General features: G+C 70.9%; 24 protein-coding genes and 1 pseudogene. 13 read left to right on the top strand and 12 right to left on the bottom strand.

Translation table 11 applies throughout. The features are described from left to right. Positions 1-3 precede the first annotated feature (3 nt). From eccCa to FXF51_RS32795, 3 genes are read left to right on the top strand one after another with little or no spacing between them, the layout of a single operon-like run. Positions 4-3,987, top strand: coding sequence for a type VII secretion protein EccCa (eccCa, locus tag FXF51_RS32785; RefSeq protein WP_148438564.1), 3,984 nt, complete (start codon positions 4-6; stop codon positions 3,985-3,987). Between the two features lie 7 nt (positions 3,988-3,994). Beyond that, complete coding sequence (locus FXF51_RS32790; RefSeq protein WP_148438565.1) at positions 3,995-4,279, top strand: hypothetical protein; 285 nt, start codon at positions 3,995-3,997, stop codon at positions 4,277-4,279. Next, positions 4,276-5,358 carry a WXG100 family type VII secretion target gene (locus FXF51_RS32795; RefSeq protein ID WP_148438566.1) on the top strand — a complete coding sequence of 361 codons (1,083 nt, stop codon included), beginning with the start codon at positions 4,276-4,278 and terminating at the stop codon, positions 5,356-5,358. The genes FXF51_RS32790 and FXF51_RS32795 overlap by 4 nt, the downstream gene beginning before the upstream one ends. 50 nt (positions 5,359-5,408) lie before the next feature. Here the strand turns inward: FXF51_RS32795 and FXF51_RS32800 are convergent, their stop codons facing one another. The 3 genes from FXF51_RS32800 to FXF51_RS32810 all read right to left on the bottom strand — a co-directional run bounded on the left by FXF51_RS32800 (position 5,409) and on the right by FXF51_RS32810 (position 9,267). Then, a complete protein-coding gene (locus FXF51_RS32800) occupies positions 5,409-7,658 on the bottom strand; it encodes a serine/threonine protein kinase (RefSeq protein WP_148438567.1) in 2,250 nt (749 codons plus the stop codon). A gap of 98 nt (positions 7,659-7,756) precedes the next feature. Next, positions 7,757-8,899 carry a S8 family serine peptidase gene (locus FXF51_RS32805; RefSeq protein WP_148438568.1) on the bottom strand — a complete coding sequence of 381 codons (1,143 nt, stop codon included), beginning with the start codon at positions 8,897-8,899 and terminating at the stop codon, positions 7,757-7,759. A gap of 95 nt (positions 8,900-8,994) precedes the next feature. After that, a complete protein-coding gene (locus FXF51_RS32810) occupies positions 8,995-9,267 on the bottom strand; it encodes a WXG100 family type VII secretion target (RefSeq protein WP_187414691.1) in 273 nt (90 codons plus the stop codon). A gap of 121 nt (positions 9,268-9,388) precedes the next feature. Here FXF51_RS32810 and FXF51_RS32815 point away from each other — a divergent pair, with 121 nt between their 5' ends. From FXF51_RS32815 to FXF51_RS32825, 3 genes are all read left to right on the top strand, one after another. Next, the gene (locus FXF51_RS32815) at positions 9,389-10,108 is read left to right on the top strand and encodes an SDR family NAD(P)-dependent oxidoreductase (RefSeq protein ID WP_148438569.1); all 720 of its coding nucleotides are present in this window, start codon (positions 9,389-9,391) and stop codon (positions 10,106-10,108) included. A gap of 20 nt (positions 10,109-10,128) precedes the next feature. Further along, positions 10,129-11,880 (top strand): acetyl/propionyl/methylcrotonyl-CoA carboxylase subunit alpha, encoded by a 1,752-nt coding sequence (locus tag FXF51_RS32820; protein ID WP_148438570.1) that lies wholly within the window; start codon positions 10,129-10,131, stop codon positions 11,878-11,880. Between the two features lie 178 nt (positions 11,881-12,058). After that, a complete protein-coding gene (locus FXF51_RS32825; protein WP_148438571.1) occupies positions 12,059-13,426 on the top strand; it encodes a hypothetical protein in 1,368 nt (455 codons plus the stop codon). A gap of 335 nt (positions 13,427-13,761) precedes the next feature. On the opposite strand, the gene FXF51_RS32830 is transcribed toward FXF51_RS32825, so the two are convergent. Both FXF51_RS32830 and FXF51_RS32835 read right to left on the bottom strand, forming a co-directional pair. Further along, the gene (locus FXF51_RS32830; RefSeq protein WP_148438572.1) at positions 13,762-14,331 is read right to left on the bottom strand and encodes a hypothetical protein; all 570 of its coding nucleotides are present in this window, start codon (positions 14,329-14,331) and stop codon (positions 13,762-13,764) included. Between the two features lie 163 nt (positions 14,332-14,494). Continuing rightward, positions 14,495-15,445, bottom strand: a complete 951-nt coding sequence (locus FXF51_RS32835) for a DNA-processing protein DprA (protein ID WP_222871567.1) — start codon at positions 15,443-15,445, stop codon at positions 14,495-14,497. Positions 15,446-15,796: 351 nt separating this feature from the next. Between FXF51_RS32835 and FXF51_RS32840 the strand changes: the two genes are divergently transcribed. Further along, positions 15,797-16,105, top strand: coding sequence for a hypothetical protein (locus FXF51_RS32840; protein WP_148438573.1), 309 nt, complete (start codon positions 15,797-15,799; stop codon positions 16,103-16,105). 94 nt (positions 16,106-16,199) lie between these two features. Continuing rightward, positions 16,200-16,586, top strand: coding sequence for a DoxX family protein (locus FXF51_RS32845; protein WP_148438574.1), 387 nt, complete (start codon positions 16,200-16,202; stop codon positions 16,584-16,586). On the opposite strand, the gene FXF51_RS32850 is transcribed toward FXF51_RS32845, so the two are convergent. After that, a complete protein-coding gene (locus FXF51_RS32850; protein ID WP_148438575.1) occupies positions 16,574-17,083 on the bottom strand; it encodes an AAA family ATPase in 510 nt (169 codons plus the stop codon). The genes FXF51_RS32845 and FXF51_RS32850 overlap by 13 nt on opposite strands. A 90-nt stretch (positions 17,084-17,173) precedes the next feature. Here FXF51_RS32850 and FXF51_RS32855 point away from each other — a divergent pair, with 90 nt between their 5' ends. The 4 genes and pseudogenes from FXF51_RS32855 to FXF51_RS32870 all read left to right on the top strand — a co-directional run bounded on the left by FXF51_RS32855 (position 17,174) and on the right by FXF51_RS32870 (position 20,127). Continuing rightward, entirely contained in the window at positions 17,174-18,295 is a 1,122-nt protein-coding gene (locus FXF51_RS32855) for a serine hydrolase domain-containing protein (protein WP_148438576.1), read from the top strand. A gap of 21 nt (positions 18,296-18,316) precedes the next feature. Then, the gene (locus FXF51_RS32860; protein WP_222871568.1) at positions 18,317-18,874 is read left to right on the top strand and encodes a GNAT family N-acetyltransferase; all 558 of its coding nucleotides are present in this window, start codon (positions 18,317-18,319) and stop codon (positions 18,872-18,874) included. Between the two features lie 101 nt (positions 18,875-18,975). Further along, positions 18,976-19,329, top strand: a pseudogene (locus FXF51_RS32865) (hypothetical protein); the annotation flags it as partial. A 240-nt stretch (positions 19,330-19,569) separates the two neighbouring features. Continuing rightward, entirely contained in the window at positions 19,570-20,127 is a 558-nt protein-coding gene (locus FXF51_RS32870) for a putative glycolipid-binding domain-containing protein (protein ID WP_148438579.1), read from the top strand. A gap of 652 nt (positions 20,128-20,779) precedes the next feature. Here the strand turns inward: FXF51_RS32870 and FXF51_RS32875 are convergent. After that, positions 20,780-21,535, bottom strand: coding sequence for a sigma-70 family RNA polymerase sigma factor (locus FXF51_RS32875; RefSeq protein WP_148438580.1), 756 nt, complete (start codon positions 21,533-21,535; stop codon positions 20,780-20,782). A gap of 11 nt (positions 21,536-21,546) precedes the next feature. After that, positions 21,547-21,786 (bottom strand): hypothetical protein, encoded by a 240-nt coding sequence (locus tag FXF51_RS32880; protein WP_222871569.1) that lies wholly within the window; start codon positions 21,784-21,786, stop codon positions 21,547-21,549. 615 nt (positions 21,787-22,401) lie between these two features. Here FXF51_RS32880 and FXF51_RS32885 point away from each other — a divergent pair. Beyond that, the gene (locus FXF51_RS32885; protein WP_148438581.1) at positions 22,402-22,821 is read left to right on the top strand and encodes a hypothetical protein; all 420 of its coding nucleotides are present in this window, start codon (positions 22,402-22,404) and stop codon (positions 22,819-22,821) included. A 26-nt stretch (positions 22,822-22,847) separates the two neighbouring features. Here FXF51_RS32885 and FXF51_RS32890 read toward each other — a convergent pair whose 3' ends face one another. The 4 genes from FXF51_RS32890 to FXF51_RS32905 are packed head-to-tail and all read right to left on the bottom strand — an operon-like array spanning position 22,848 to position 24,551. Next, positions 22,848-23,159 (bottom strand): gas vesicle protein K, encoded by a 312-nt coding sequence (locus tag FXF51_RS32890; RefSeq protein WP_262380000.1) that lies wholly within the window; start codon positions 23,157-23,159, stop codon positions 22,848-22,850. Next, positions 23,160-23,354, bottom strand: a complete 195-nt coding sequence (locus FXF51_RS32895; RefSeq protein WP_222871570.1) for a gas vesicle protein — start codon at positions 23,352-23,354, stop codon at positions 23,160-23,162. It lies immediately after the preceding gene. Then, on the bottom strand, positions 23,351-24,214 hold the full coding sequence (locus FXF51_RS32900) for a GvpL/GvpF family gas vesicle protein (protein WP_148438582.1): 864 nt from the start codon (positions 24,212-24,214) through the stop codon (positions 23,351-23,353). Before FXF51_RS32900 ends, FXF51_RS32895 begins: the two co-directional genes overlap by 4 nt. Further along, positions 24,207-24,551 (bottom strand): gas vesicle protein, encoded by a 345-nt coding sequence (locus tag FXF51_RS32905; RefSeq protein WP_148438583.1) that lies wholly within the window; start codon positions 24,549-24,551, stop codon positions 24,207-24,209. The genes FXF51_RS32900 and FXF51_RS32905 overlap by 8 nt, the downstream gene beginning before the upstream one ends.

The following is a 24,551-nucleotide window of genomic DNA, read 5'->3' on the forward strand; positions in this document are numbered from 1 at the left end:
AGGGTGAGCATCGTCGTCGTACGGCGTCCCGAGCGCCGTCCCAGCCCGAAGCCGCCGCGTGGCGAGATCCTCCTGGAGTCGCCTCCGGAGATCCCCGAGGTCCAGTCGCAGGGCATGATGGCGGCGCTCACGTACCTGCCGATGGTGGCCGGAGCGGCGGCCATGGGCCTGATGTTCACCGCCAACGGCACCAACGCCAACCCCATCATGTACGTCGCCAGCGGCCTGTTCGCCTTCTCCATGGTCGGCATGACGCTCGGCCAGATCGGCCGCCAGGCGGGCGAGCGCAAGCAGCGGCTCAACGGCGCCCGCCGCGACTACTTCCGCTACCTCGCGCAGATCCGCAAGCGCGTCCGCAAGGCCGCCATCCAGCAGCGCGAGGCGCTGGAGTGGAGCGGCCCGGCCCCCGACACGCTGTGGTGGACCGCGATGGGCCCGCGCCTGTGGGAGCGCCGCCCCCGCGACGAGGACTTCAGCACCGTACGCCTGGGCACCGGCACCCAGAAGCTGGCCATCCAGCTCATCCCGCCGGACTCCAAGCCCGTCGAGGACCTCGACGCCCTGACCGCGGGCGCGCTGCGCAGGTTCATCCGCACCCACTCCACGGTCTCCCAGCTCCCGGTGGCCGTCGCGCTGCACTCCTTCGCCCGGATCAAGCTGGACGGCGACCCGGCCATGGTCCGCGACCTGGTGCGGGCGATGGTGGCGCAGATGGTGACGTTCCACTCGCCGGACGACATGCGGATCATGGTGTGCGCGGGCCGCGAGTGGATGGGCCACTGGGAGTGGGTCAAGTGGCTGCCGCACGCCCTGCACCCCGAGGAGAACGACGGCGCAGGCCAGGTCAGGCTGATGGCCGAGAACCTGGCCCAGCTCGACCGGCTGGTGGGCGGCGAGCTGAAGGAGCGGGCCAGGTTCAAGCCGGGGGCCTCGCCGGACGCGCTGCCGTACCACGTGCTCATCCTCGACCACGGGCACGTGCCGCAGGACTCGCAGCTCGGCGCGGACGCCATCGACGGCGTCACCGTCATCGACCTGTCCGGCTCGTCCGGCACGGTCGAGGAGCGCAGCACGCTGCGGCTGCGCATCAACCAGACCGGCTTCCACATGGTCAAGATCGACCACGCGGGCAAGGAGAGCACGAACCGGCTCGGCGACCCCGACTCGCTCGACTACATCAGGGCCGAGGGGCTGGCCCGCCAGCTCGCGCCGCTGCGCGCGTCCACGGCCAAGGGCGGCGAGTCGCAGGACGTGCTGTCCACCAACACCACGCTGACCGACCTGCTCGGCGTCGGCGACCCCACCAGGCTGGACGTCGCCCAGACCTGGCGGCCCCGCGCGGGCCGCAACCGGCTGCGCGTGCCGATCGGCCTCGGCGGCGACGGCCGGCTGGTCGAGCTGGACATCAAGGAGTCCGCGCAGGGCGGCATGGGCCCGCACGGCCTGGTCATCGGGGCCACCGGCTCCGGCAAGTCGGAGCTGCTGCGCACGCTCGTGCTCGGCCTGGCCGTCACGCACTCCTCCGAGATACTCAACTTCGTGCTCGTCGACTTCAAGGGCGGCGCCACGTTCCTCGGCCTGGACGGCCTCTCGCACGTCTCCGCGGTCATCACCAACCTGGAGGACGAGCTGCCGCTCGTCGACCGCATGCACGACGCGCTGCACGGCGAGATGGTGCGCAGGCAGGAGCTGCTGCGCGCGGCCGGGAACTACGCCTCGCTGCGCGACTACGAGCGGGCCCGCGAGCAGGGCGTGGCCCTTCAGCCGATGCCGACTCTGTTCGTGGTCCTGGACGAGTTCAGCGAGCTGCTGTCGGCCAAGCCGGAGTTCATCGACCTGTTCGTGATGATCGGGCGGCTCGGCCGGTCGCTCGGCGTGCACCTGCTGCTGGCCTCGCAGCGGCTGGAGGAGGGACGGCTGCGCGGGCTCGACACGCACCTGTCGTACCGGATCGGCCTGCGCACGTTCTCGGCCATGGAGAGCCGGGTCGTGCTGGGCGTGGCCGACGCGTACGAGCTGCCGTCCGCGCCGGGCAACGGCTACCTGAAGTTCGACACGACCGGGATGACCCGGTTCAAGGCCGCATACGTGTCCGGCCCGTACACGCCCGTCTCCGGGCACGTGGCCACCCCCGACGGGACGGCGCCGATCAGGGAGGTCGTCCCGTACGGCCCCGACTTCGTGCCCGTGCCGCTCGTCGAGGAGCCGGCCGAGGCCGCTCCCCAGGAGGAGAGCAGGTCGCAGCAGAGCCTGCTCGACGTCGTCGTGGCCCGGCTCGTCGACAAGGGGCCGCCCGCGCACCGCATCTGGCTGCCGCCGCTGGCCGAGCCGCCGACGCTGACGCACCTGCTGCCGCCGCTGTCGATCACGCCCGAGCTGGGGCTGACGACGCCGGGCTGGCCGGGGCGCGGGCGGTTGCAGGCCGTCGTGGGCATCATCGACCGGCCGTTCGAGCAGCGGCGGGACCCGTACTGGCTGGATCTGTCGGGCGCGGCGGGGCACGTCGGCGTGGCAGGCGGGCCGCAGAGCGGCAAGAGCACCGTGCTGCGCACCCTGATCGCCAGCATGGCGCTCACGCACACGCCGGCCGAGGTGCAGTTCTACTGCCTGGACTTCGGCGGCGGCGCCCTGTCGGGGCTGGAGGGCCTGCCGCACGTCGGCGGCGTGGCCAGCAGGCTGGACGCCGACCGGGTCCGCCGCACGGTCGCGGAGATCGCCGGCGTGCTCCAGCAGCGCGAGCGGATGTTCACCGAGCAGGGCGTGGACTCCGTGGCGACCTACCGCAGGCGGATCGCCGACGGGTCGCTCAAGGGCGACGGCTGGGGCGACATCTTCCTCGTGGTGGACGGCTGGCTCACGGTCAGGCAGGAGTTCGACGCGCTGGAGCCGGTCATCACCGACCTGGCCGCGCGCGGCCTGGGCTACGGCATCCACGTGGTGGCGGCCACCAACAAGTGGTCGGAGTTCCGGCCCGGCATCCGGGACCTGTTCGGCACCAGGATCGAGCTGAAGCTCGGTGACGCCTACGAGTCCGAGGTCAACAGGAAGAAGTCGCTGGCCGTGCCGGAAGGCGTGCCGGGGCGCGGCCTGACCAGGGACGGGCTGCACTTCCTCAGCGCGCTGCCGCGCATCGACGGCGTGCAGGACGCCGAGGACCTGACGACAGGCGTGCAGGGGCTCGTCACGGCCGTGCGGGACTCCTGGCAGGGCCAGCCCGCCAAGAGCGTGCGGCTGCTGCCCTCGGTGCTGCCGGCCGCGTCGCTGCCAGGACCCGAGCAGAGCGGCGGCAGGAGCAGGATCGCGATCGGCGTGGACGAGGCCACGCTGTCGCCGGTGTTCCTCGACTTCGACACCGACCCGCACTTCGTGGTGCTGGGCGACAACGAGAGCGGCAAGTCCAACCTGCTCAAGGTGATCACGGAGAACGTCGCGGCCAGGTACGAGCCGCGCGAGGCGATGATGATCTTCATCGACTACCGGCGCTCCCTGCTCGACACCGCCGTGGGCGACAACCGCATCGGCTACGCCGCCTCCGCCAAAGCCGCCCTCGACCTGGTCCAGGACGCCCGCAACGCGCTGCTCAAGCGGCTCCCGCCGGCCGACCTCACCCCCGAGCAGCTCCGCGCCCGCGACTGGTGGAAGGGCTCCGACCTGTACATCGTGGTCGACGACTACGACCTGGTCTCCGGCTCGAACAACCCGCTGATGCCGCTGGCCGACCTGCTGCCCCAGGCCCGCGACATCGGCCTGCACCTGATCCTGTCGCGGGCGATGGGCGGCTCGGGACGGGCCATGTTCGAGCCGCTGATCCAGCGGCTCAAGGACATGGCCACCCCGGCCGTCATCCTGTCCGGCACCAAGGACGAGGGTTTCCTGTTCGGCAACGTCCGCGCCCAGCCGCTGCCCCCCGGCCGCGGCTTCCTCGTGGACAGGAAGTACGGCTCGCGGCTGGCGCAGACGGCGCTGTGGCCGCCGACGGAGGACTGACGAGATCATGGCCGGTCTGGACATCCACTTCGACGCGCTCGACGACTGCCGCACCGCCGCCAGGACACTGGCGGGCCAGTTCGGCGACCTCGCCGACGGCTACCCCGCCGAGCGCCCCGACTCGACGATCTTCGGACGGCTGGGCGGCTCCTCCGGCCTGGCCGACGCCGTACGCACGGTGGAGACCACCTGCGACAGCGAGTTCGGCAAGGCCAAGAGCCTGCTGAAGAGCGTCGAGCGGGCACTCGACGTGGTCCAGGACAACGTACGGAGGGCCAACGACCCCGCATGAGCGCTCACGAGGGCATCCGCGCCCTGCCCAACGGCAACACCCTCGCCGACCTGGCCGACAGCGTCACCGGCAACCCGGGCGCCATCCGCGACATCGCCGCCCGCTGGCGCACCGCCGCGAGCAGCGTGAACACCACCACCGGCACGCTGGGCGGCGCCGTCTCCACCGTGGACATGGCGTGGGAGGGCGAGTCGGCCAACGCCTTCGTGACCTACATGTCCGGCTACGGCAAGGCGGGTCAGGACCTGCACGACGCGCTGACCGCCTGCGCCAAGGCGCTCGACAAGGCGGCCACCACCCTGGAGACGTCCCAGGGGCTGGTGGACGGCATCTGCGACCGGCTGCTGACGCGGGTGAACACGTACAAGCAGAACAACCAGGACGCCGAGCAGGAGGACCTGGACCGCGAGATCGGCCGCATGGTCAACGACGAGATCGCCAACGCGCGCCCGGCGGTGCAGGACGCCATCGACGGGGTCAACGACGCCGCGAACTCCCTCGGCACCCTGATGAGCGAGCGCAAGACCAAGTTCGCCCAGATCAAGGCGGCCGGAGAGCAGCGGTTCACGCCGGGGCCAGGACACCGCTTCGACTGGCGGCGCACGCAGAGCTACACCGCGCAGACCGCCGCGTCGGGCGGCACCGGCGGCAGCCCCATGATCGGCGGCGGGCCCGGCGGGTACGGCTCCAGCGGCCTGCCGCCCGCCGGCGGCGGCCCGGCCCCGACGGGACGGCTCAAGGAGTGGATCGATGAGGCCATCGGCATCCTCCGGGAGCATGGCTACCCGGTCGAGAAGATGAACCCCAACGACATCTACATGATCATCCAGCACGAGTCCGGGGGGAACCCGAACGCGATCAACCTCTGGGACTCCAACGCGAGTGCCGGGCACCCGTCCAAGGGCCTCATGCAGACGATCGACCCGACGTTCGACGCCTACTCCCTCGGCGGGAGCGTCTACGACCCGGTGTCCAACATCGTGGCGGGCGTGCGGTACGCCATCGAGCGGTACGGCAGCGTGTCAGCCGTGCCCGGAGTCGTGGGCATGAAGACGGGCGCCGGCTACAGCGGCTACTGACCGGCCCTCAGGCATCGGGCCCCGCCCACCCAGCGGGGCCCGATCACGCTCTAGCCGCAGTTGCCCCACGCGGCGCTCGTGCTGCCCGAACCGGCGCTGCCCGAGTACCGCACGCACTTGCCCTTGGCGGGCAGCTTCACCGGACCCGCGTAGTACTCGTAGCTGCCCGAGTCGGTCTGGCTGCCGCCGCCCTGCACCTCCAGCGTGGCGCTGACCGGCGTCGACTTGCCGACGTTCGCCCCCGACTTGAGGGTGACCACGCAGTTCTGCCCCGTGCTGTTGTTCCACAGCTGGTACGTGGTGCCGCCGCTGAACGAGCTCGACCGCTGCACGCTGAAGCCGCTGCCGCACACCTGGGTCGCGCTGTACGGGTTGGTCTTCGGCGGCGAGGTGGTCTTGGTCGGGGTGGGCTTGGCCGTGGTCTTGGTCGGGGTCGGCTTGGCGGTGGTCTTGGTCGGAGTGGGCTTGGCCGTGGTCTTCGTCGGGGTCGGCTCAGGCTCCCGCGTCGGCTCCTTGGTCGTCTTGGCCGGGGTGGGAGTGGCCTTCTTGCTGGGCGGGACCGTCTTCGTGACCGTGGCCGTCGGCTTGGCCTTGGCCGTCTTGGACGGCTTGGCCGTGGGCGTCGCCTTGGCCTGGGTGGGCTGCGCGGTGACGGTGGGAACCGGCACCGGCTGCTGGGTGACCGCCGGCGGCGGGGTGGGCACCGTCGTGAGGACGGGGACGTCCGCCGAGTCGGTGGGGCCCTCGGTCGGCAGCACCATGGGGCCGACGCCGTTGTCGTCAGGGCTGGGCGTGGTCGCCGCCCACGGCGCCGTCACCTCGGTCTGCGGCTGCGTGGCCGGGGCCGTGCCCTGTCCCTGGGCGGCGGCGTTGCCCGGGCTGGGGCTTCCGGAGGCGGCGGCGACCGGCTCGAACGTGACCCGGTCCGAGTACTGGCTCGCGCCCCACAGGCCGAGGCCCGACAGCAGCACCACGGCCGTCACCCCGGCCACCAGGCCGATGGGGAAGGGCTTGCGCGGCTGGTTGTCGCCCTGCCTGTGGAGGAGGTGCGGCGGGTGCTGGGGCTGGTGCTGGTCCGCCATGGGCGGCGGGCCCCACATCGGGGCCTCGTGATGGCCGGGGCCCATCGGGGACGGCACGATGGCGCCCTGCTGCGGCGGCACCCCGTCATGGCCCATCGGGACCGGCGGGATCCCATGCGGCGCGGGGCCGTCACCCATCGGCGGTGGGCCCCACGCGGGTCCTGGAGGCATCGGCGCCCCGCCCATCGGCGCCCCGCCCATGGGCGGCTGCGCCATCGGCCCGTGCGGATGCGCCGGCCCGGGACCGTGCGGCTGCATCGGCCCGTCCGGCAGCTGCGGGACCTGGGCTCCCTCGATGGCGAGCTGGATCGGCAGGATCAGCGGCGGCTGCCCGCCGGGCGGCGGCACGGGGCCCGCACCGGGCGGCCCGGCCTGCGGCGGCACGGCCACGCCGTCGAGCAACGTGATCGCCGCGTCACCGGACCCCGGCGGCGGCACGGGCACGCCCTGGACGGCCTGCGCGGGAATGGGCGCGTTCGCGTCGCCGAGGAGCCGCAGCAGCGCCACGTACGCCGTGGGCCGCCCCGTCACGTCCTTGGCCAGCGCGGCCACCACCACCTGCCGCAGCGGCTCGGGCAGCTCCCCGATCGCGGGCTCCCCGTGCAGCACGCTCTGCTCGTCGTGCTCGAACGGCGCGGCGCCGGTGGCGGCGAAGACCACGGTGGCGGCCCAGGAGAAGACGTCGGCGTAGGGGCCGTACTGCAGCCCGCCGAGCTGCTCGGGCGCTCGGTAGCCGAGCTCGCCCGCGGGCTCGCCCAGCTCCATGTCGGTGATGCGCGGGCCGTCGGCGGTGAGGATCACGTTGGACGGCGTGAGCCCCCGGTGCGCGAACCCGGCCACGTGCACGGCGGTGAGCGCCGTCAGCATGCCCACGGCGACCCGGTCCAGCGCGTCGCCGCTCAGCGGCCCGTCGGCCGCGACGGCCTCGGCCAGGGAGCGGCCCTCGACGTGCTCCCTGATCACGTACGGGCGGCCGTCCTCGACGCCGGCGGCGATCGTGCGGGCCACGTAGGAGCTGGACACGCGGGTGACCTCGCGCAGCCGCTCGGCGAAGCCGGGGTCGGCGGCCAGGTCGATGGTCAGCGTCTTGACGACGACCTGCGGCGCGTCCGCGGATTCCCGGCCCAGATGGACGACGCCGCGCGGGCCCTCACCCAGGCGCCCGATGATCTCGTGGCCGCCGATCCGCTCTGGCTGCGGGGAGTCGTTCTCCGCCATGACCGTCCTTCCGGCATTACGTCATGATCGGAGGACATTTAATCAAATATGCCCCATACGCATCAGGGGTTTCGGTTAGGCGCTCTGACTGTTAACCGTCAATTGGCGCTGGAGCCGCCGGACGAGCCCGCCCGCCACCCGCGCCGCCGCCCCATCGGCACGAAGATCCAGGCCACGATCGCCACCCCGGCCAGCGACAGCCCGCCCGCCGCGACCGCCGTCGCCACCTCGATGGAACGCTGGTCGGGCGGCACCACCTTGTCCACCACCGAGGCGGGCAGCGGCTCAGGCATCGGCGGCGCCACCGCGACCTGCTCCGACGGCAGCACCGTGGTGACGGCCAGCAGCGGGTTCACCATGCCCGCGCCCGTGCCCCTGCCGGAGGCGCCGTCGGCGGTCAGCGTGATGCGGCGGCGTACGCGGAGCTGGTCGAGCTGGGGGTGGCGGGAGCGGACGAGCGCCGCCACGCCCGCCACGTACGGCGCCGCGTAGCTCGTGCCCTCCAGGTTGCTCCGGTAGCCCTTGCCCGTCCACGTGGAGCTGAGGCCCTCACCAGGGCCGAGCACGGCGACGGCGTTCGGGTTGGAGAACGTCGAACGCCCGCCGTTCGGCGTGGCCGAGCCCACCGACAGCACACCGTCGTATGCCGCCGGGTAGGCCGGGCCGGTGGAGCCGTCGTCCTTCTCCACGTTGCCCGCCGCGGCCACGATCACGATGTCCATGCCCAGGGCGTACTCGACGGCGGACTTGAGCTCGGGCTGGTCGTGCGCCTGGATGGAGACGTTGATCACGTCGGCGTTCTCGTCGGCGGCCGTCCTGATGGCCTTGGCCAGCAGCGCGACGTCCCCCAGCGAGGTGGTCGTCTGCTTGATCGACAGCAGCTTGACGGCCGGGGCGACGCCGTAGAAGGGCAGGTCGGAGCGGGGCTGGCCGGCGATGATGCCGGCCACCGCGGTGCCGTGGCCGACGCAGTCGCGGAAGCTGGTGTTGGTCAGGTCGGCCTTGCCCGCCAGGCGGATCTGGGGGTGCGTCTCGTCCACGCCGCTGTCGATGACGGCGACCGTCACGCCCTGGCCCATCGTCAGGGGCCAGACGCGCTTGACGTCCAGCCGCCGCTGGGCCCAGCTCTCCGCCACCGAAGGGCTGGCCTTCTCGGGCTCGCACCGCTCGGGGGCGGCGTGGGCGGGCACGGTTGCGAACTGCAGGGCGAACACGCCGGCCAGGAGAACGCGACCAATCATGACGAAAGAGCGTATCCCGGTCGCAGGTGAGCGTTGACGGACCCCTCAACGGGAAGAAGCCCCAGCAGCGTGTTCGCCAGGGCCTCCTCCGTTGCTCATTTCGTGGCGGACTCGATGTTCTGCCGGTAGGTCCCGATGACCCGCGACGCCTCCGACAGCTCCTCGACCATCCGCTGGAAGGCCGTGCGGTAGTTCTGCCACGACTGCTGGAAACGCTGCGCACCCGGGCCCGTCCACGCCGTGCCGACCTTGGCGGCCTCGCGATCGAGCGCGGTCATCGTCGAGCGGACCGCCTCCGACTGCTGCGTGAACTGCACCGACATCTGCTGCATTTCCGCTAGGTCGCCGCCGAACATGCTCTGGCTCATGCATACCTCCTGAGACCTGTGAAAGCGCCATCACCCTAAGGAAGCACTCACGGACATCGCCGCCGTTATGCCGAGCGGCTATGGTCTACCCGAGGAATGTTCGGATCGCGTGGGGGGGCTCATGCGCGAGGTCGTGGTCACCGGGGGCGGCACGGGCATCGGCTACGCCGTCGCCGCGGCGTTCGCCTCACTCGGCGACCAGGTCACCATCACCGGCCGGCGCGAGCACGTGCTCGGCAAGGCCGCCGCCGGCATCGGCGCGCGGTACCTGCCGTTCGACGCCTCCAGCCCGGAAGAGGTGCGGGCCGCGCTCACCGACCTGCCCGAGCGCGTGGACGTGCTGGTCAACAACGCCGGCGGCAACACCAACCTCGACCGCAGACAGCCCCGCGAGCCGATCGACGTGGCCCAGGCGTGGTGGGCCAACCTCAACGCCAACCTCATGTCCGCCGTCCTCGTCACCACCGCGCTCGTGCCGCGCATGAACGACGGCGGCAGGGTCGTCTCCATCGGCTCCATCGCCGCCAGGGGCACCGGCTCCGGCTCCTACGGCGCCGCCAAGGCCGCCCTGGAGTCGTGGACCGCCGACCTGGCCGCCGAGCTGGGCCCGCGCGGCATCACCGCGAACGTCGTCTCCCCCGGCCTCGTCCTCGACACCGAGTTCTTCAAGGGCCGGCTGACCGACGACGGCATCAGGGCGCGGGTGGAGAACACCCGCAACGGCCGCCCTGGCAGCCCCGCCGACGTGGCCGATACCGTGCTCTTCTTGGCCTCCGCGGGTGCCAGGCACCTCACGGGGCAGGTGCTTCACGTGAACGGCGGCGCGTACCTGGGCCGCTGACTCAGGAAAGGACAACGCGGGTGCGGAAGGTTCTGATCGCCAACCGCGGCGAGATCGCCGTACGTGTGGCCCGGGCGTGTGCGGACTCCGGGATCGGCAGCGTGGCGGTCTACGCCGACCAGGACCTCGACGCCCTGCACGTCAAGGTCGCCGACGAGGCGTACGCGCTGGGCGGCCAGTCCCCGGCCGAGACCTACCTCGACATCGGCAAGCTGCTCGACGTCGCCCGACGCTCCGGCGCCGACGCCGTGCACCCCGGCTACGGCTTCCTCGCCGAGAACGCCGCCTTCGCCGAGGCCGTCATCGACGCCGGCCTGACCTGGATCGGCCCGCCACCCGCCGCCATCGCCGCGCTCGGCGACAAGGTGCAGGCCAGGCACATCGCCCAGAAGGTCGGCGCGCCGCTGGTCGCGGGCACCAAGGACCCGGTCGCGGACGCGTCCGAGGTGGTGGCGTTCGCCGAGGAGCACGGGCTGCCCATCGCGATCAAGGCCGCGTACGGCGGCGGCGGGCGCGGCATCAAGGTCGCGCGCCGCATCGAGGAGGTCACCGAGCTGTACGAGTCCGCCGTCCGCGAGGCGGTCGCCTCGTTCGGGCGCGGCGAGTGCTTCGTCGAGCGTTACCTCGACCGGCCCCGCCACGTCGAGACCCAGTGCCTGGCCGACGCGCACGGCGGCGTCGTCGTGGTGTCCACCCGCGACTGCTCGCTCCAGCGCCGCCACCAGAAACTCGTCGAGGAGGCGCCCGCCCCCTTCCTCACGCCGGAGCAGGAGACGTCGCTGCGCGAGTCGTCCAAGGCCATCCTGCGCGAGGCCGGCTACGTCGGCGCCGGCACCTGCGAGTTCCTCGTCGGGCAGGACGGCACCGTCTCGTTCCTGGAGGTCAACACCCGGCTGCAGGTCGAGCACCCGGTCACCGAGGAGGTGTCGGGCATCGACCTCGTCCGCGAGATGTTCAGGATCGCCGACGGCGAGCCGCTCGGCTACGACGACCCCGGCCTGCGCGGGCACTCCATCGAGTTCCGCGTCAACGCCGAGGACGCCGGGCGCGGCTTCCTGCCCGCCCCCGGCACGCTGACCACCATGCGCGCGCCCTCAGGGCCCGGGGTGCGCCTCGACGCCGGGTACGAGGCAGGGATGACCGTGCCGGGCACGTTCGACTCGCTGATCGCCAAGCTGATCGTGACCGGGCGGACCCGCCAGGAGGCGCTGGAGCGGGCGCGGCGCGCGCTGGCGGAGTTCGAGATCACCGGCATGCCGACCGTGCTGCCGTTCCACCAGGCCGTCGTCACCGATCCGGCGTTCACGTCGGCGCCGTTCACCGTCCACACGCGGTGGATCGAGACGGAATGGGACAACACCGTGGCCCCCCACTCGGGCGCCACCGCCTCCTCCGACGGCGGTGCCGCCCCTCGCGAGACGGTCACCGTCGAGGTCGGCGGCAAGCGGCTGGAGGTCGTCCTGCCCGCCGGGCTGGGCGCCTCCGGCGCCCCGGCCGCCGCCGCGGCTCCGCGGCGCACCGGGAGCAAGGTCAGGAAGGCGTCGTCGGCGGGCGGCGACGCGCTGGTCAGCCCCATGCAGGGGACGATCGCCAAGGTCGTGGCCAGTGACGGCGACGTGGTGAGCGAGGGCGACACGGTCGTCGTCCTGGAGGCCATGAAGATGGAGCAGCCGCTGGCGGCCCACAAGTCCGGCACCGTCACAGGTCTGACGGCGGCCATCGGCCAGACCGTCACGGCGGGCGCCACCATCTGTGAGATCAAGAACACCTGAACCGGGAATCGGCCCGTCCTCCGGGTGCTTGACCTTGAATCTCCCTGACCCGCGCACAACCGGTGCCCGGCACTTCGGCCGCGATGTGCGCCCACGCGTCCCAGGACAGGTAGCGTGCCCACTAAGGAACTTTGCCGACCGCCCATTCGTCCATAAGGGCGAAGGAGGCTTGCTGCCAATGACCCATTCGCTGCGCCGAGCAGGGGCCGCGATCGCGGCTCTGATCGCCGGTCTAATCGTCGTTCTTGCGCTGTCCCCTGCCGCCCACGCGGCGGCCCCGCCGGATGCCAACACCGTGGTGTCCAACTGGAAGAATGACCCGCTGTACGCGGTGTCCGGATCCTCCTTGTCGTCGGACCAGCAGAGCGAGATCAATGACGCGCTCAAGGGTGCCGACAGCAAGATCTACGCCGTTGCGCTGCCTGACGGCACGGTGGATGACTCCAGCATTGCGCCCTACATGAGCCAGCTCAGCTCCGCGCTGAACGCCGCGGGCCGTCCGCGGGCGACGATCGCCGTCCTCGACGGCACCACGCTGTTCGCCGGCTCCAGCGCCATCCGCCAGTCGGGCGTGGCCGGTGAGCTCGCCAACCTCGCGGTGACCGCCAACTCGGGCGACATCGTGGCCGGCATGAAGGACTTCACCAACCGCGTGGACATGGCCGTCAAGGGCGACCGTTCGGCCCTCGACACCGGCAGCCAGGCCAACCCGGGCGCAGGCGGCACCGCCGCCCTCATCGCGCTCGGCGCGCTCGTCGTGGTCGGCGGCGGCGGCTACTTCCTCTACTCCAGCAACAAGAAGAAGAAGCGCGCCATCCAGGAGGCCAAGGACCTCGCCGCCGTCAAGCAGACCGTCGAGGAGGACGTCACCAAGCTCGGCGAGGAGATCACCGCCCTCGACACCGACGTCACCCTGACCGGCCAGGGCGGCAAGCACATCGACGAATGGCAGACGGCGCTCGACTCCTACGAGAAGGCCAAGACGCAGCTCGACACCGTCCAGCGCGCCGACCAGGTGCGCGAGGTCACCCAGACCCTTGAGGACGGCCGCTACGCGCTGGCCGTCGTCAAGGCCAGGGTCAACAACGAGCCGGTGCCCGAGCGGCGTGCCCCCTGCTTCTTCAACCCGCAGCACGGCCCGTCCATCCGCGACGTCCGCTGGGCCCCGCCCGGCGGCGCCGTCCGCGACGTGCCCGCCTGCCGCATGGACGCCGAGGCCGTCGAGCGCGGCTTCGACCCGCAGATGCGCGAAGTCATGGTGGACGGCCAGCGCAGGCCCTACTACGACGCGGGCCCGGCCTACCAGCCGTACGCGTACGGCTACTACGGCGGCTTCGGCGACATCATGACCGGCATGTTCATCGGCACCATGATGGGCAGCATGCTCGGCGGCGGCTTCGGCTACGGCGGCTACGGCGCCGGTTACGCCGAGGGCTACGCCGACGGCGGCGGTGGCGACATGGGCGGCGGAGACGGTGGCGGCTGGGGCGACTTCGGCGGCGGCGGCGACTTCGGCGGTGGAGACTTCGGCGGCGGCGACTGGTAAGAGCCCACAAGCCCGGGCCTGGGGACGCTCCTCGGCTCGGGCTGTGCGGGGCTCACTGCTCGGGCCTACGCAGGGAGGTGCTTCTCACTCCTTGGTTGCGGGCTGTGCGGGGCTCACTGCTCGGGCCTACGCGGTGGGGCGCTTCGCGCCACTCGGCTCCGGGCTGTGACTGTGGGGGAGCCAAGCTCCCCCACACCCCCTAGCCGGTGGCCTCCCGGCCCCCGGACCCCCGAGTGTTGACCGGCTTCCGCAGCGGCGATCCAAGAGCCTCAGATCCATCTCAGGATCTGAGGCTCTTGTCGTTCACAAGACCATGACCCGCCCCGCGGGCGGCCTCACACGTGAACCGCGCAGCACTCTTGCCGGTAAGGCTGGTCCTTGATGGATCGCAGGATCGGCTTCCACCCGTCGTATCCGGGATTGGCGTGGCGCCCCAGCACGATCGCCGCCACCCTGGCCGCTCCGCCGCGCTTGAGCGCGTACGAAGCCGACTGCACACGGGCGCCCGTCGTCCACGTGTCGTCCAGCAGGAGCACAGTGGCATCGTCGAGGCCGCCGGGCGGCGCGGCGAAGCGGTCAGGGTGGAATTCGCGCAGCCCGGGCGATATCTCAGGGTTCGCGATCAGTTCCGCCCACGAGAAGCGCATGCGGTCGCCGACCAGAACGCGCAGCGGATGCGTCCCTTGACGCCCTCTCGTGCTCGGGACCACGGCGACGTGGCTCCATCGGGTGACGCGAGCAGCGTCGGCGATGCAACCGTGGTGATCCGTCAGGAACAGGAGGAGCAGGTTCAGCAGTGCGGTCTGGCTTCTTTGCGAAGGGAACTTCGACTTGTAGGCAGCCAGAGCGTGAGCGTGCTGCCAGCCCTTGACCGCGTACGAGATCGGCACCACCGCGTCGGCCACGTACGCCTGCGCCGCTCCCAGATGCTGCTCACACGTGTAGCAGCGGCTCCATTCCGCCCCGGCAGGACCACGGCAGACGTAGCACACGCCTGGGGCGGGCGTGAGCGGGTTGCGCAGGTAGTGGGCTTGCTGAGCGACGCGTTGCCGCGCCGCAGCCCAGGGGTCAGGTGCTCCAGGCAAGGTCGGAGATCTCCGGAAGAGAGTCGGGGCCCGCGTTGAGGTCGGCGATGAGTTCTTCCACGACCGTGAGCAGTTCGCGGAGGCTGGAGACGACGTGAACGCCGGGCTTCTCGGCATAGTCCCGGGCCCAGTCGTGCTCCAGCAGTTGCTCGGGCATGACCACCGGGCGGCCGTGCTCCAGCGCGAGCCGCGCCTGGATCCTGGCCCCGCTCTTCCACGGCGCCTCCACCACTACGGTGGCGGCCGCGTATCCGCTCATCACGGCGTTTCGCATGGGGAAGCTCCGCTGGCTGGGCGGGGTGTCCGGCCAGAACTGGCTGATCACCAGACCGTCGCGGCCGATCCGCTCCTGCAAGCCACGGTTCTCCGCGGGATAGAAGTTGTTGATCCCCGTTCCGATGACCGCCACCGTCCGGCCGCCTGCTTCCAGCGCTGCCCGGTGCGCGGCCGTGTCGATGCCCTTGGCCAGCCCGCTGACCACGGTCACATCGTTCAGCGCCAGATCCCGCGCCACCGCCGAGGCTATGCGGAGCCCCTGTTCGCTGGCCTGACGGGTGCCGACCACGGCGATCGCCCGGTGATCGGTCGTCAGCCGCCCACGGGAGAAGAGGATCGGCGGCATCTGGTGGATGCTGCGAAGCTGGCTCGGATAGCTCTCGTCGAGGCACGTGTGCACGGCGACACCCGCCGCGTCCCACTGCGCCAGGGCCCGCTCGGCCTCCGCGATCGCCTCCTGCACCGGATCAGGCTCCGCGAACAGCGTCTCCTGGAGTCTGAATTCGGCATCGAGCAGAGCCACCGCGCTTCCTCGCTCCAGGACGGACAGGCCTATGTCCGCCCACTTCGCGCCCGGGCGCTGGAGCAGCGCCACGAGCGCGGCGCGTTCGCGCTTCTCCGATGGCATGTCAGCGATGCTACCCATGCGAGCTCCCATATCCCCACGATATCTTGCGGGCCGCTTGATTCGAACTGTTCGAATTGCCCTTCTTCCGGTGCGTAAGACGGGAGCTCGCATCGGTCCGGGAGGTTCGAGTTCCCGTCGGTCAGGTGATGATGGTCCGCTCCCACCCCAGCCAGACGCCCTGCTCACCCCAGTACGACTTGGCGGTGACGGTGAGCGTCGCTGTGACCTGGCGGGCACCCCGTCACCATCCGGAACGGAGTCGAACGGCGGGCTGGCTCCTCATGGCGCGGCGAAGACCTTGGGGGGCTCCGCATACCGCCGCCATACCGCCGACTGATCAAATCTCTCCCCGTAGCAATCATCCTCGGAAACGGAGCACCCATGCGACGGCTCGTGACCGCGTTCACCCTGGCGGTGGCCGGAACGTTCTTCCTCGTCACCCCCAGCGCAGCGAGCGCGCTGCCGGTCTGTACGGCGAAGGTCGACCGCAGCGCGTCCCTCGACTTCGGCCAGGCCACCTGCCGCTCCGGCAAGGACTTCCGGGCCGTGGTCACCTGCAAGCCGAGCGCCACCTCGAAGTACGGCAGCGTGTACCGAGGGCGCTGGGCGAGCGCTGGGCAGCGGTCGACGAAGTACTGCCCCACCCACATGCCCTACGCGGCCCGCGCGTCCTGGGAGCGCAGGAGCTGAGCCGCTGCTGGAGGGGTATCGCGTCACACTCTCCTCCTCTCCACGCTCTCAGGTGGCGTCCGTGGCCCGTCCACCTGTGAGCTGGAGAGACCTCATGTCCACCGCGTACGTCGTCATCGCCCTGCTGACCATCGCCGCCAACACGTTCTCGGCCTTCGCCGCGATGACCCGGCTCAAGCCGATCATGCGCACGCTCGGACCCGCGCTGGCCCGTGCGGGGGTGCCGGAGTCGTGGCTGGTCTTCCCGATCGGTGCGCTCAAGGGGCTGGGCGCGCTGGGGCTGGTGCTGGGGTTGCTCGGCGTGCCGCTGGTCGGGACGGCCGCCGCGGCCGGGCTGATCCTGTACTTCGTCTGCGCGATTTACGCCCATCTGCGGGTGTATGACTTCTCGCTGCAGTTTGCGCTGGCCATGGTGTTCCTCGGGCTGGCGACCGCGACGCTGGCACTGGACCCTGCACTGATTCTGACCTACTCCAAGTGAAGCTTCAGGTGGGCCATCAGTGTCTCGAACGAGGCCTGCGGGGTCTGGCCCGCCGTGTCGACGGTGATGTGGTCGCGGTCCCACGGCTCGTAGTCGCGCTCCACCACCTCCCGCCACTCCGGCAGCCGCAGGTCGGGGATGTCGGTGGAGCGGGTGGTGACGCGGTCGCGGTGCTCGTCCTGGTCGGAGCACGTCACCTCCACCTCCGCGACCGGCACGCCCGCCCGCACGCCCACCTCGCGCCACGCGTCACGGGTGATCGCCATCGGGTTCACCGACTCGGCGATCACGGTGAGCCCCTGGCGGAGGTGGTCCTCGGCGAGGGCGTAGCCGACGACGTAGCCCGCCGGGCCGAGAGGCCGGCGGGCCAGGCCCGAGCGGACGATCGCCTGCTCGATGGTGTCGATGCGGACGTGGACCGCGCCGAGGCGCCGGGCCACCAGGCGGGACAGCGTCGTCTTGCCCGCCCCTGGGAGACCTCCGATGACGATGAGCATGCCTCTCATGGTGCCCGGAAACAGGCAGGAAACGGCCACCGGCCTACTCATGGAGGTCATGGAGGCGAACCTCTCAGGAAGAAGCTCCTCGTGAAGCGTGTGACCGCGGCCGGGCTGGCCTGCGCGGCGCTGATGATGGTCGTGACCGGGGTGACCCGGGCCGAGGCCGGCTCGGCGCCGGTCGGCGACGTGCAGGCGGCGCTCGACGTACTGGCAGGCAGTTCTCAGGTGGTGGCGGCGATCGCCGAGGTGTACGTGGACGGCAAGCGCGTGGGACGCGGCTCGGCCGGGACTCGGCTGATCGACGGCAGGGGCGGGAAGGTGCCGGCCGGCGCGAGGTTCCGTGTCGGGTCGCAGACCAAGCAGATGACCGGTGTCGTCGTCATGCGACTGGTCCAGGAGGGCAGGCTGGCCCTCGACGACAGGCTGAGCGATCTGCTGCCGCAGATGGCCGAGCGGGATCTGGTGGAGCGCGCGGACGAGATCACGCTGCGGCAGCTCATCCAGCACACCTCCGGCATCCCGAACTGGTTCACCGCCGAGCTGGCGCCCACGTTCGACTTCACCACCCGCTACTCCCCGACCGAGCTGGTACGCAGGTCCAGGACGCTGCCACGCGAGCAGGAGCCCGGCGAGAAGTTCTCCTACTCCAACACCAACTACATGCTCCTCGGCCTGATCATCGAGAAGGTCACCGGGCACACGGTGGCGGACGAGTTCGACCGGCGGATCTTCCGGCCGCTCGGGATGACGCGCACGTACCTGCCGACGAGGTTCCCCGGCGGCGTCGAAGGCCCGCACGGGCACGGCTACTTCCCCGACGAGAGCGGCGAGCCGCGCGACGTCGACCGCCTCAACATGAGCTACGGGTACGCCGCCGGCGGCGTCATCTCCACGGCGCACGACATCAGCGCCTTCCAGCGGGCGTTCGCCAGGCACGAGCTGCTGCCGAAGGAGCTCCAGGACGTCCTCATGGGGGTGCCCAGAGAAGGCGGCACGCCGCCGCCACCGCAGGAGCGGCTGTGCGGGGGCGAGCCCGCGCTCACCGCCGTCCTGGGGAGCGCGCCCGGCTTCAACGCCGCCACCTACTTCTCCCCCGACGGCCGGCTGCAACTCGCCGTGTCCGCCACGCTGGCCGTCTCCAACACCGACCCGAGCCTGCGCCCTCTGCTGGACGAGGTCGCCGAGGCCGTCTTCTGCCCGGCTGGGTGATCTGCGAAGAGAATGGCCGGTGTGATCTATCTTGCCGAAGGGCCGCGAGTGGCCATCCGCTACATCAGCATGCGGGACTTCGAGGAGCTCGCCGCCCTGAACGAGGACAGCGCGAAGATGCTCGCCCGGTGGATGCCCGGCGGCCCCATCGTCACGTACGAGGCCTTCGCCCGGTACATGACCAGGTTCGACGGGCCTGCAAACGAAGGGTTCCTGATCTGCCTGCGTGACAGCGGCGCGATCGTGGGCCGGGTGAACGTCAACAACATCATCCGCGGCGGCCACCAGAGCGCGATGATCGGCTACTCCGCCTACGCCTCCACCACCGGCCGCGGGTACATGACGGAGGGGCTCGGGCTGCTGGTCGGGCACGCGTTCTGCGACATGGGGCTGCACCGGCTGGAGGCCAACATCCAGCCCGAGAACGCCTCCTCGCTGAGCCTGATCAAGCGGGTGGGGTTCCAGCGTGAGGGGTACTCGCCGAACTTCCAGTTCATCGACGGGGCCTGGCGGGATCACGAACGCTGGGCCCTCACCGTCGAGATGACCGGCCTGAGATCACAGGTGACGGCCAGGTGAGCGGCGCGACTTCGCGGGGTGACGGTCACGCGGGCGGGGCGGTTGCGGGATGACGGCCACGTGAGCGGGGTGATCTCGCAGGCGACGGCCCGGGCGAGAGCGCCCGCCAGGCCGCCGCCCGTGAGCTGCGCGAGGAGCTCGGGCACGCCGTGTCCGCCGAGGCGCTCGGGCCGGTCGTGGCGATGAGCGAGGGCGGCTGGAGCCTGGACGGGCGGCGCTTCCACTCCCACGACTCCTACTTCATGCTGCGGGTGGGCGCGGGGCTGGAGGTGGACACGTCCGGGATGGACGCGGAGGAGCGGGAGACGACCGACCGGTTCCAGTGGTGGGCGGGGCCGGAGCTGGCGGCCTGTGCGGAGCCGGTCGTGCCGCGCGGGCTCGGCGCGCTCGTGGCGCGGCTCGTGGCCGGTGACGTCCCGGCCGCGCCGGTCGTGCTGCCCTGGCACCTGCCCTGACTGCCCCGCACTGGGGCCGTCGGGCCGTGGGACCGTGGGGCTGGCGCATCAGATTTACGGGGTGTGTTCCGGGGGCGGGCCGCCGGAGCTCGCCCTGGAGGTTGAGGAGCGGCGCGGTGAGCGGTGGCGGGAGGTGCTGCGGCGGCATGCGCGGCCGCTCATCTGACGCGCCACCGCCCGGTACGCCTCCGTCCTGTCACCACCGGAGGTTTCGTCGTACCCGGATGGCAGGATCGGCTCGTGAGCTTCGCCCCCCTGCCGCAGACGGCCGCCTGGCGCCACCACACCGCCCGCGCGGGCTTCGAGGTCGCCTACTTCCGCCCACCGCGCGTGGAGGGCTGCACGACGGCGGTCGAGGACGGCCACACCTGGGTCGTCGACTACGTGATCGACCTCGACGCGGCCTGGGTCACGCGCCGCGCCAGGATCACGAGCCGGTCGGCGGCGGGCGCCCGATCCACGCTGCTGGAGTCGGACGGGGCGGGGTCCTGGCTGGTGGACGGTACGCCCGCACCGCATCTGGACGGGTGCCTCGACGTGGATCTGGAGGCGTCGGCGATGACCAACACGTTTCCCGTGCACCGGCTCGGCTCAGCCGCGGGCGCCGGGTCGGCCGCCCCGGCAGCCTACGTTCGCGCCCTCGACCTGGCCGTCGAGCGGCTGGAGCAGCATTACACCCGGGTCGCCGACGGCGGTTACGACTACGCGGCGCCGGTCTTCGGGGTGGCGTGCAGGCTGACGTACGACGAGCACGGGCTGGTGCTCGACTACCCCGGCCTGGCCACGCGCGAGAGGTGAGCCACAAATGCGGCAGGTGCCCCCGCCGCCCGCCGCAGTTGTGGGACAGCCGGATCAGGACGGATGACCGGGCCTCTTCAGCTCCCGATCTGGGTGGTTCTTCCAGGCCGGACTCTCCGGACCTGGTCTTGACCACGTTGGCCGCCGCGCGGGAGGACGCGGCCGCATCACACCTTCTCCTGCCGCCGAAGGACCGTGCCGCCGACGATCCCGCGAGTAGTCATCGGCGATCCTCACCAGCACGGCCCACCTCCCGCTCCGAAACCACCAGCCGGGCGAGGTGCTCGTGGTGTTCCGTAGCGCGGTTCCCGAAGCCGCGCGTGCGTTCCCCTGCCGGGGGCTTGCGATGTGTTCGGCCCCGCGTTCAGCGTCGTCACTGCCAGGGCCGTCGGGCTCGCCCAGTTGTACGCCGGACGCGCCTCGTCGCTCTCCTCCCGCATGTGGTCGATCAGTCCCCGGGCCCGCGCCTGTTCGCGCAGACGTCCGAGTCCGGCTTCCACAACGGCAGGCGGGCAGTCCATCGAAGCCTCCGCCTCGTAATGCCGAAGGCAACGCACCAGGCGTGCCCATCTCCGGCGGTACGCACGGTATGCCGCGACAGCACCCACAAGCGATTTGAACGCGCCCCATAGTCTTCCTGTTAACTCTGGAATCATGAGCCTCCTTTCTGCAAGGTCTCCTGAACGTGTGTGATCTCAGGCAACCCGGCCAGTCTCTTCAGTGCGTTTCGCCGGTGCACGCGGACCGTGGCCTGGGAGATGTTCAGGTCACAGGCCGCCTCGCGGGTGGACAGGCCGACGAGGTCGTAGACCATGACCTTTTGCTCGTTGCCCGCCAGATGCGTGGCCACGGCATTCCAGACCTCCCGGTAGAGCAATTTCATCTCGACGACGCTGTCCGGCCGTTCGGGAAGCGAGAGCACGGCGGCGAGACGGTCCCAGGTTTCGCCGGGCATTGTTCTCACACGATCGCCGACTTTTTTGCGTCTCTCCTCGAGAACGACCAGGGCAACCGTGGTCGACAGCCATTTGAGCTTCCTCTTGTGGGGCTGGAGAGTGCGGACTGTGGGCCAGCGTTCCATGATCTTGATGTAGACCTTAGTGGTCACGTCGTCGATGTCCTGGGCACCGCCCCCCAGACGCTTGTAGACCATGCTCCGAGTCTTCGCGACGGTGTCGCGATAGAACTCTTCGACCTCACGTACCTGCTCGGCCGAAAGCGGAGCGGACTTTCCACTCGCCATGCGCAGATCCTTAGACCACTCGAGCGAAAGAGCTGTTCGCCAGGGGAAAATCCCATGACGCCCGTTCACACCGAGGACGCGAACCTGCGCATCCAATGGTTGTGGAGAACGGGTGGAAGCGTTTAGTGACACGGCCTGGCCACCGGGGATCCCGAAGGTCGCCATCCCAGCCACCGCTAACGGCCGATGACCCGGTCGAAGAAGAACACGGCGCCACCGAAGGCGCCTCCACCCACCAGGACCGCCTGCGGAAGGGAGAAGGCGGCCAGGAAGGTCAGAACGCCGGCAGCCAGGCCGACGAGCCCGGCGCACATCACCACCACGGCCGATCTCAGATCAACCAGCGGCTTGCCTGATTCGCTCCCCGAAACGGCCGGCGGCGTTTCAGGAGAGGCCTTCTCCTGGTGTGGCATCATGTCCCTTCCTGGCCTGTTTACGACATTGCGCCTGTTTACGACATTGCGTGCGCATTTGCTGTCGCTACGTGTGCGCATAGGGAAATGCGGGACCGCGTCCTGGCAAGGCTTCCTCCGGAGAGCGCTACGTCACGCATGGCATGCGCAACTCTTCACGGAGTCGGGCATCGCTTCAGATCACGGCAGCGACGAGCACTCTCCGTAGCCGGATCGCCATCAGCTTGTAGCCTTCAGGTTCGCCGACCTTTCGTTACCTGTAAGTTGCGTTCGGGGGTCGGGAGCGTTTACAGCCCGACCAGGCACGCATTTACGGGCAGGTCGCCACAGCGTCACTGAGTGTCCCCGTGGACTCAAATGCTGCCGCCCACAGGTGCCGCCGCCAAATCCCCGATCGCGAATCTGTCACCACACACTTACGCTGGGTGATTATTCTGATCAATACGGCCCCGCGATCTGCCGTTTTTGTCAACTCGCTTGCGGACAGAGCCGCGGAATCACAGCGTTGACGCTGTGACGACGTCCCTCGAATCCCGTTCGCCAGCGGCTCTGCTGCACGACGCGTTCGGAGGCTGTGCGAGTGCCATCGGCAGGCGGTGGAGCGTACGCATCACGACCATGTCTCCGTCCTCGGCGCATGAACCCGCGCCCGGCGTCGCGCGCCTGGTGGTCCGCGTCGAGCTCAGCCGCTCCGACGCGCTGGCGCTGGCGATGTTGCTCCGCGCCGCCCACCCCCTCAGCCGGTCCGCCGCCGGTTCGCGGACCGGCCCTCTGGCGGTGCTGCCGGACCTGACGCCTGGCCAAGGCTTCCTGGACACCTACGGCGCCGCCCGCCACATCGGCATCGCCGCCAGCACCATCAGGTCGTGGACGGCACGCGGCGGCCCCAAGCATCACCCGTTCCCCATGCCCTCGCTACGGCACCAGCGGCGCAACTACTGGCAGGTGCCGGTCATCGAACGATGGCGTCTGGAAGAGGAGAACCTGGAGCGCGCCAACCGTCAGGCCCGCCGTCAGAAGCACCCGCGACCTGCCTGACTTCGACTGCGAGCCGGAGATGGGGGTCACTGCGTGGGCAGGAGCGTCCCGAGGGGGCCGAGGTCGAGGTTGAGGTCCTCGGGGGTGAGGTCGAAACGCTCGCGCAGGTCGGCCATCGCGTCCTCCAGGCGCATCAGGGTGACGCCGAGCACCTCGACCTGCTCGTCCGTCAGGTTGCCCTGCTCCATCCGGCGGACGCACTGGCGCTCCACGAGCTGCCGGATCAGCTCGACGAGGGTGAGCACGAGACGGGACAGGTCACGTTCGACCGTGTCGGGGTCGGCCTCGATGCGCCAGCGCGGGCTGTCCACCCGCAGGCCCTCTCCCTGATCGTCCACCTACAGGATCCCTCCGTACTCGTCCACCGACGCGAGCACGGTGCGCAGCGAGATGTGCACGAGGTCGATGTCGGCGATCGACAGCACCAGGTCGCCGGTGATCACGACGCCGCCCGCGAGGAGCCGGTCGAGGAGGTCCACGAGGGCGACGCGTTCGGGCGGGAGGTCCTCGTAGACCGCCGGGTCGCGCATCATGACCGCTCCATGACCGTGAACGAGTACGGCGCCCAGGGTCCGGTGAGCCTGATCTCCACGCCGTCGCCGCCGAGCCGGCCGGCCAGGGTGGTGAACTCCTCGGCTCTGGACTCGTCCACCAGGTAGGCGCCGTTCAGCAGCATCACGTCGGTGCGGCCGGACAGGCGCGGGTCCTGGGGGCGGTGGCGGCGGCCTGCGGCGGCGAGCGCGGTCAGGGCGCGGTGGATGTGGTCGGCGCGCTGGAGTGCCTGCCTGCGTGCCTGTTCCCGGCCACGGAGGGTGGCGCGGCGGCGTTGGAGGTACGCGGTGCCGGGGCGGGAGGTCTGGCCGTCGCCCGCGCACACCCGGCCGCCACCGCCACGCTTCTCCCCCGAAGCCCCCGAAGCCCCCGAAGCCCCCGAAGCCCCCGAAGCCCCGGAGGTCCCGGAGGTCCCGGAGGTCCCGGCGTCCGAATCCGGCTGTCCGGAGGCGCCCGGCGGGCTGGTGTACGCCTTGACGCCCCACTCCCGCCGCCCCGTCACCTGCGTGAGCACGTCGGCGAAGGACGCGGCGCGCCGCTCCAGCAGCTCCGCCACCTGGGCGTCGTCCGCGTACACCGTGACGAGCCTGACCGGCGCGGTCGTGGTGGCCGCCGCCACGGCGTCCACCACGCGGTGGTGCGCGCGGGCCGTCTCGGCGAGCCAGTCCAGGTCCTCCAGGGACCGCCGCAGCGGCTCCTCGCCGAACCGCTCGACGGGCACCGAGCTGACGTAGGCGACCAGCCCGGCACCGGTGACGGTGCGGACCGGAGCGCCAGCCACCCCCGAGGGGCAGGGCAGGCGGTCGCGGGCGACCGCGTACAGGTACGTCAGGTCAGTCATCGACCTCCTCACCCCCTTCGACGGCGGCCAGGCGGCGGCGCAGGCGGCGGTTCTCGGCCATCAGCTCCCTGTCGCGGTCGCGGCCCGACAGGTACGGGTCGTGCTCCCACCAGTCGATCCCCAGCTCCCTGGCCGTGTCGACGGAGGCGATGAGCAGCCGCAGCTTGATCGTGAGCAGTTCGATGTCGAGCAGGTTGACCCGGATGTCCCCGGCGATCACGACGCCCCGGTCGAGCACGCGCTCCAGGATGTCGCCGAGGTTGGCCGGCTCGCGGTTGGCGGGCCCCGCGCCGTACGTGGGGCGGATGGCGGGGCCCGAGGGCGAGATTCTGTCCAT

Origin of the sequence: Nonomuraea sp. PA05, from assembly GCF_008086045.1 — a bacterium.
Taxonomy (GTDB): domain Bacteria; phylum Actinomycetota; class Actinomycetes; order Streptosporangiales; family Streptosporangiaceae; genus Nonomuraea; species Nonomuraea monospora.